This is a genomic window from Pseudonocardia sp. SID8383, assembly GCF_009864975.1.
Lineage (GTDB): Bacteria > Actinomycetota > Actinomycetes > Mycobacteriales > Pseudonocardiaceae > Pseudonocardia > Pseudonocardia alni.
Genome location: NZ_WWFY01000245.1, coordinates 1 through 7,326 on the forward strand (window position 1 = coordinate 1; position 7,326 = coordinate 7,326).

Here is a 7,326-nt window from a genome sequence, read left to right on the forward strand (position 1 = left end):
GGCGACCTGCACCGCGATCCGGCTGCCGTCGGGGGACCAGGACAGCGCGGTCACGTCGGCGTGCGGGCCGGGGGCCTCCAGTACCCGCGCCCCGTCCGGGTCGACCGGTCCGTCCGCCGGCAGCGCCGCGACGTGCACCCGCGGGCGCCCGGTGCGGTCGGAGATCCAGGCGATGCGGGTGCCGTCGGGGGACACCGCGGGCGAGTGGTGCCCGGGTTCGGCCCCGGCGGAGGACACGGACGCCGTGTCCGGGGCGGGTGTGCCCTCCCGCACGGACCTCACCCGTCACCACCCCCGTTCGTGCCGCTGCGGACCGCGGACGCGGGCACGGGACACCGGTGCACGCCCCCGGCGGGGTGGCGCCCCGGCCCCCGGTGCCCGGCCGGAACGAGAAGATACCGGCCGGGCGGCGTGGCCCCGGCGTCCGGGACCGGCCCCGCATCAGAGGTGTGGCCGTCGATCCGGATACCGCCCACGACGCCGCACATGGGACCACCTCACGTGGATCGTGGTCCCGCCGCAAGACCCGACACGTTTCCGGGGGGTGACAACCGTCGCGATCAGCAGGGGACGACCCGGACGTCGACGATCCGCCGGTCGGTGACCCGGACCTCGTGCACCGGGCCGACCAGCTCGACGGCGCCGTGCAGCACCGGGTCGGTGCAGGAGGTACCGACGAACAGCTGGACGGCGCCCGGCTCGACGACGTGGCACATCCTGCGGTCGTGCAGCGCGAGCCGGCGGGCCGGCACGTCGAACACGACGTCGGCGGCGGCGCCGGGCTCGAGCGGGACCCGTGCGTACCCGAGCAGCGCGCGCTGTGGCCGGGTGACCGAGGCGACGGTGTCGGTGCCGTAGAGCTGGACGACGTCGGCACCCGCGCGGTCACCGTCGTTGCGGACCCGGCAGGTCACGGTGAATGCTCCGTCGGTGGGTACCCGTGCCCGGTCGATCCGCAGGTCGGAGTGGCTGAACCGGGTGTAGCTCAGCCCGAACCCGAACGGCCGTACCGGTGCGGTGTCGATCGCGGTCACCGGGCTCGCCGCGCCGAGCCGGGGGTGCAGGTAGGAGTACGGCTGCGCCCCCGCTGACCGGGGCAGGCTCACCGGGAGCCGCCCGGACGGGTTGATCCGGCCCGACAGCACGCCGGCCACCGCGCCCGCGCCCTCCTGACCGGGGAAGAACGCCTGCACCACGGCCGCGCACCGGGCCAGCGCCCAGTCCAGCACGTAGGGACGGCCGGTCAGCAGCACGAGCACCACCGGTGTGCCGCCGTCCAGCACGGCCTCGACGAACTCCCGCTGCACCCCCGGCAGCTCCAGGGTGTCGGTGTCGCAGCCCTCGCCGGAGGTGCCACGGCCGAACAGCCCGGCGCGGTCACCGGCCACGACGACGGCCAGGTCGGAGCCCGCCGCGGCCCGCACCGCCGCGTCGAAGCCCGACCGGTCGGACGTGTCGACGTCGCACCCCCGCACGTGGACCAGCTCGGCGTCCGGCCGCTCACGGCGCAGGGCGTCGAGCACGGTCGGTACGTCCAGGCCGAGCTCCGTGCCCGGGTGCTGGGGCAGGACGTGGTTGGCGAAGCTGTAGCAGCCCATCAGCGCGGCCGGGTCGTCGGCGTTCGGGCCGAGGACGGCGATCCGGCGGGTGCCGGGCGCGAGCGGCAGGACGCCGTCGTCGTGCAGCAGCACGACCGACTGCTCCGCCAGCCGCGCGGCGATCGCCCGGTGCTCCGGCGGGTCGAGGTCGACCGGCGCCGCGGCGCGTGCGGTGGCCTGCTCCGCGGCGCGGGCCGCGGCGCCGTCGTCGAGCAGCCCGAGGTGGGCCTTCTGCTCCAGCACCCGCAGCACGGCCCGGTCGACGACGTGCTCGGGCAGCCCGCCCGAGCGGACCCGCTCGGCCAGCGGCTCCAGGTACGCGGTGCCGGTGGGCAGCTCCACGTCGATCCCCGCGACCAGCGCCTGCTCCGCGGCGGCGCCGAGGTCGCCCGCGGTCCCGTGCAGGGTGTGCAGGAACGCGATGGAGAAGTAGTCGGCGACCACGGTGCCCGTGAATCCCCACCGGTCACGCAGCACCCCGGTGAGCAGTCCGGCGTCGGCCGCCACGGGGAGCCCGTCGACCTCGGCGTAGGAGTTCATGACCGAGCCGGCACCGCCGTCGAGCACCGCCATCTCGAACGGCGGCAGCAGCACGTCGGCGAGTTCACGGGGCCCGGCGTGCACCGGGGCGAGGTTGCGCCCGGACTGCGAGGCGGAGTAGCCGACGAAGTGCTTCAGCGTCGCGACGACCCCGGCGGACTGCAGCCCGCGCACGTAGGCCGTGCCGATCGTGCCGACGAGGTAGGGGTCCTCCCCGATGCACTCCTCGACCCGGCCCCAGCGGGCGTCGCGGACGACGTCGAGCACCGGGGCGAGGCCCTGGTGCACCCCGAGATCGGCCATCGTCGTCCCGATCGCGGCCGCCATCTCCTCGACGAGGCCCGGGTCGAACGCCGCGCCCCAGCTCGGTGGCGCCGGGAACGTCGTCGCCCGCCAGGCGGCGAGCCCGGTCAGGCACTCCTCGTGCACCAGCGCCGGGATCCGCAGCCGGGTCGCGGCGCCCAGCCTGCGCTGCCGGTCGGCGAGGTGGGTCAGGCCGTCGGCGGGCTCCACCGGGGCGGTGCCGAACACCCGGGTGAGCTGGCCGAGGCCGTCGCGGGCGAAGGAGTCGAAGCCCGCGTGGCCGGACTGCATCGAGTCCTGCATCGGCGCGACGTCGCCGTCGGTGTCGGTGTCGGCGGCGTGGTCACGCCCCTCCCACAGCCCGACGAGCTGGGCGAGCTTCTCCTCCAGGGTCATCCTGGCGAGCAGGGCGGCGGGGCGCGGGTCGGAACCGGTGGTCATGGACGGGGACAGATCCGTGCTCATGAGGGCCTTTCACAGGACGGGAGGGGGCTCAGCGGCCGGCGCCGGCGGTGAGGCCGGCGAGCAGGAAGCGGCGCCCGAGCAGGTAGACGACGAGCAACGGCAGCAGCGAGAGCAGCACCGCGGCGGTGATGAGCGGGACGTTCGTGCCGTACTGGCCCTGGAAGTCCCACAGCCCCAGCGTCAGCACGCGCACCGAGGCGTCCTGGGTCAGGACCAGCGGGAACAGGAACCCGTTCCACGCCTGCAACGCGGTGAAGATGCCGATCGTCGCGAGCCCGGGGCGGGCCAGCGGCAGCACGAGCGACACCAGCACCCGTCCGGGGCCCGCCCCGTCGAGCACCGCGGCCTCGAACAGCTCGCCCGGGATGTCGCGCAGGCTCGAGGACAGCACGACCACGGCGAGCGGCAGGGCGAACGCCGCCGTCGGCAGGATGATCGCGAGCAGGGTGTCGTAGAGCCGCAGCTGGGTGACCATCAGGTACAGCGGGACGATCACGGCCTGGGCGGGCACGGCGAGCCCGAGCAGCAGGACGGTGAAGCCGCGGGCGACCCAGCGGCTGCGGCTGCGGACGATCGCGTACGCCGCGGGCAGGGCCAGGACGAGCACGATCGCGACGCAGGCCGCCGCGACCAGGACGTTGTTGAGGAAGTAGCGCGGGAAGTTCGAGGACAGCACCTCGAGGTAGTTGTCGGTCGTCAGGCCCGACGGCACCGCGAGCGGTCCGTCGGAGAGGTAGTCCGACGACGCCCGGAAACTGGTGACGAGCAGGAAGTACAGCGGGACGGCGACCACGACGAACCAGACGCCCGCCCCGAGGCCCCCCACGAGGTTCGGACGGGCGCGGCGGACCCGGCCCGGCCGCGGCGGGCCCGCGGGCGCGGGGGGTACGTCCCGCCCGGGCGCGGGACCGGTGGTGGTGGCGGACATCGTGCTCACATCCCCTCCCGTTGGCTGGTCATCCGGCGATAGCCGGTCACCCGGGCGATCACCAGCGAGAGCGTGGTGCCCAGCACCAGCAGCACGACGGCCAGCGCGCTCGCATAACCCATGTCGAAGCTGCGGAACCCCTCCAGGTACATGTGCAGCGGGAGGATCCGGGAGGCGGTGCCGGGCCCGCCGCCGGTCAGGATCAGCACGACCTCGAACGTCGTCATCGAGCCGACCACGATCAGCACGCCGGAGGTGATGATCGTGTCCCGCAGCTGCGGGACGGTGATCGAGACGAAGGTCCGCCAGCGTCCGGCACCGTCGATCAGGGCCGCTTCGTAGAGCTGCGCCGGGATCGCCCGGGCCGCGGCCTGGTAGAGCAGGGTGTGGAACGGCATGTACTGCCAGGCGATCACCGCGATCACCGCGGCGAAGGCGTACCGGTTGCTGCCGATGATGTTGCCGTCGTCGATGCCGACCAGCGGACCGAGCACCGACGCCAGGCCGAAGTTGGGGTCGAACAGGGTGCCCCACAGCACCGCGATGGCGGCGCTGGACATCAGCAGCGGCACGAAGAACAGCGCCGCCAGCACGGCCCGCGACCGGCCGCGGCCGGCGAGCCAGACCCCCAGCGGCAGGGCGACGGCGGTCTGCACCACCCAGGAGACCCCGGTCAGGACGAACGACAGCCGCAGCGATTCGGTGAACAGCGGGTCCGAGCCGAGCCGGACCCAGTTGTCGAGCCCGGTCCACCGCGGCGCGGACAGGCCGTCGTAGGCGGTGAAGCTGAGGACGACGACGGCGAGCATCGGCAGCAGCGCGAAGAGCGCGAAGAAGGCCAGGGCGGGGGCGGCCCAGACGAACCCGGGCCGCCCCGACCCGGTCACCGACGTGGTGCTCATCGGCCTGCGCTGTCCATCGCCTCGGCGAACTGCCGCGGCGTCAGCTCCTTGGTGAAGACCTTGGAGAGGTTGGTCAGCATGGTCTGCGCCTCGGCGGCGGGCAGCGCCTGGTCCCAGGACTGGACGAACGTCGCGGCGTTCTTCGTCTGGTCGTAGGTGTAGGTGTTGAAGTCCGCGAACGGCCCGGCCGAGGCGACCTGCTGCTCGATCCCGGTCAGGGCGGGGACCTGCCCCTTCTCCAGCATGCCCTGCACGTACTGCGGGTCGGTCATCTGCGTGAGCAGGAAGTCGGTCGCCGCCGGGACGTCGGCCGACCGCGCGCTGACCGAGTAGTAGTTCGACGGGTTGCCGATCACGGTGCTGGGGTCGCCCGCGCCGCCCTCGACGGCCGGGAACGGCGCCCAGCCGAGCTTGCCCTGCTCCAGGAAGTCGGGGAAGTTGTCGTTGAGGCTGGTGACCTGCCAGGACCCCATCAGCTCCATCGCCGCGCGACCGCTCGTCAGCAGCGCCTGCGAGGCCTGGTTGTCGTAGTCGACGGCGGTGAAGTTGGTGCCGAACGCACCGCGGTCCACCAGGTCCTGGACCATCGTCATCGCCTGCACCACGGCCGGGTCACGCCAGGCGCCGGGCTTGCCGTCGGCGATGGCCTGGAACTTCTCCGAGCCGCCGACCCGGTCGAGCAGGTACTCCGGGTACATCATCTCGGTCCACGACTGGGCCCCGGCGAGCGCGATCGGCTGCACCCCGGCGGCCTTGAGCCGGTCGACGGTGTCGAGGAAGCCCTGCCAGGTGGTCGGGAACTCGGTGATGCCCGCCTGCGCGAACACGTCCTTGTTGTAGAAGAACGACAGCGGCTGCACGCCCTGCATGGGGATGCCGTAGACCTTGCCGTCGATCGTGCCGGTCTCCAGCACCTGCGGGAGGAAGGCCTGCTTCACCTCCGGCCGGGCGTCGAGCGCGGCGGTCAGGTCGGCGGCCTGCCCGGCGTCGGCGTAGCCCTTCAGGTTGCCCCCGCCCCAGTTGTAGAAGACGTCCGGTCCGTTCGGGGAACCGATGGCGGTCTGCAGGGCGGACTTGTAGGGGTCGTTGAGATAGGTGGTCAGGTCGATCTGCGGGCCACCGGCGTCGTTGAAGCGGTCCACGGCGGCCTGCTGGACGGAGTTGATCCCCTCGTTCTGCAGGGTCCAGAGGGTGAGTTGGCCGGCCCCGCCGCCGGCCTGTGGACCGGCGGTACCCCCGCAGGCGGCGACGGCGGCGAGGCCGGTGGCGAGTGCCGCCGCGAGGACGGTCCGGCGGACGCGTGACCAGGTCGACATGGGCTCTCCCTTGAGCAGTCGATCGAAAGTTTCCGAGACTTGCGAACGCGATGAACGCAAGTTAGAGCGCTCGTACGGGGCCGTCAAGGTGCGATGTGTCGACGACGATCTTTGAAACTTTCGATAAGGTGCGGGCGTGAAACGCAGCCGTGTGACGATCGCCGAGGTCGCCGAACAGGCGGGTGTCTCGGTCCCGACCGTCTCGAAGGTCCTCAACGGGCGGGCCGACGTCGCCCGGTCCACCCGCGAGCTGGTGCAGCAGGTCGTGGCCGAGAGCGGCTACCGCCGTCGCGGCGGGGCGACGCGACGCCGGACCGGGCTGGTCGACGTGGTCGTCGACCGCCTCGACTCGTTCTGGGCGATGGAGGTGCTGCGGGGCGCCGAGGCCGAGGCCCGGCGCACCGACCGGCAGGTCGTGCTCAACACCACCGGCTACGACGACCCCGGCTCGCGGGCCTGGCTCGACCGGATCGCCGGGCGGGGCAGCGACGGTGTCGTGGTGGTCGTCGGCGACCGTGACCCGGAGACCTCCGACCGGCTGGCCGCCCTCGAGGCGCCGGTGGTCCTGCTGGACCCGGTGGGTGACGCCCCGCCCTCGTTCCCCACGGTCGGGGCGACCAACTGGGCCGGCGGGCTGGCCGCGACCGAACACCTGGTGGCGCTGGGGCACCGGCGGATCGGCATCGTCTCCGGGCCGCCATGGCTGAGCTCCAGCCAGCAGCGGGTGGACGGCTACCGGGCGGCGCTGCGGCGCGCCGGCGTGGAGGCCCACGAGGAGCTCGTGCGCCACGGGGACTTCCTCGTCGGGGGCGGGCGGGCCGGGGCCGCGGCCCTGCTGGACCTGCGCGATCCGCCCACCGCCGTCTTCGCCGGGTCGGACATGCAGGCGGTCGGGGTGTACCAGGAGGCCGACCGTCGTGGCCTGCGGGTGCCGGAGGACCTGTCGGTGGTGGGGTTCGACGACATCACCGTCTGCGAGTACCTGAGCCCCCCGCTCACCACGGTGCGCCAGCCGCTGGCCCGGATGGCGGGGGAGTCCGTGCGGCTGGCACTGGACGAGCCGCGGGCCGACGTCACCGGAGCCGCGGCCCGCCTGGAGCTGGCCACCGAGCTCGTCGTCCGTGCCAGTACGGCCGTCCCCGGCGGCTGAGCCGCGCCGTCGCGTCACGGCGCCGGGTCGCCGGTGATCCAGGCCCACGGGTCGGCGATCACCGGAGCCAGCGCGGCCCGTCCGGCGCCGCGCAGGGCCGCGTCGGCGCCGAGCACGGACGGGA

The 7,326-nt window shown here is 73.6% G+C and carries 6 protein-coding genes; 1 reads left to right on the top strand and 5 read right to left on the bottom strand.

Going from position 1 to position 7,326, the window contains the following annotated elements; all coding sequences use genetic code 11:
- From GTW08_RS31545 to GTW08_RS05980, 5 genes are all read right to left on the bottom strand, one after another.
- Positions 1-237, bottom strand: a 237-nt coding sequence (locus GTW08_RS31545; protein WP_202416452.1) for an LpqB family beta-propeller domain-containing protein, incomplete at its 3' end; no start/stop codon positions are given.
- A gap of 323 nt (positions 238-560) precedes the next feature.
- Complete coding sequence (locus tag GTW08_RS05965; RefSeq protein WP_161151539.1) at positions 561-2,882, bottom strand: glycoside hydrolase family 3 N-terminal domain-containing protein; 2,322 nt, start codon at positions 2,880-2,882, stop codon at positions 561-563.
- Between the two features lie 52 nt (positions 2,883-2,934).
- Positions 2,935-3,834, bottom strand: a complete 900-nt coding sequence (locus GTW08_RS05970) for a carbohydrate ABC transporter permease (RefSeq protein ID WP_161151540.1) — start codon at positions 3,832-3,834, stop codon at positions 2,935-2,937.
- Between the two features lie 5 nt (positions 3,835-3,839).
- The gene (locus GTW08_RS05975) at positions 3,840-4,736 is read right to left on the bottom strand and encodes a carbohydrate ABC transporter permease (protein WP_073575564.1); all 897 of its coding nucleotides are present in this window, start codon (positions 4,734-4,736) and stop codon (positions 3,840-3,842) included.
- Entirely contained in the window at positions 4,733-6,052 is a 1,320-nt protein-coding gene (locus GTW08_RS05980; RefSeq protein ID WP_161151541.1) for an extracellular solute-binding protein, read from the bottom strand. Before GTW08_RS05980 ends, GTW08_RS05975 begins: the two co-directional genes overlap by 4 nt.
- 136 nt (positions 6,053-6,188) lie before the next feature.
- Here GTW08_RS05980 and GTW08_RS05985 point away from each other — a divergent pair, with 136 nt between their 5' ends.
- Entirely contained in the window at positions 6,189-7,202 is a 1,014-nt protein-coding gene (locus GTW08_RS05985; protein ID WP_161151542.1) for a substrate-binding domain-containing protein, read from the top strand.
- Positions 7,203-7,326: the final 124 nt, after the last annotated feature.

What these genes read in the sequence shown, in the direction of transcription:
- GTW08_RS05965 (WP_161151539.1), bottom strand. Translation starts at nt 2,882, where the DNA reads ATGACCACCGGTTCCGACCCGCGCCCCGCCGCCCTGCTCGCCAGGATG.
- GTW08_RS05970 (WP_161151540.1), bottom strand. Translation starts at nt 3,834, where the DNA reads ATGTCCGCCACCACCACCGGTCCCGCGCCCGGGCGGGACGTACCCCCC.
- GTW08_RS05975 (WP_073575564.1), bottom strand. Translation starts at nt 4,736, where the DNA reads ATGAGCACCACGTCGGTGACCGGGTCGGGGCGGCCCGGGTTCGTCTGG.
- GTW08_RS05980 (WP_161151541.1), bottom strand. Translation starts at nt 6,052, where the DNA reads ATGTCGACCTGGTCACGCGTCCGCCGGACCGTCCTCGCGGCGGCACTC.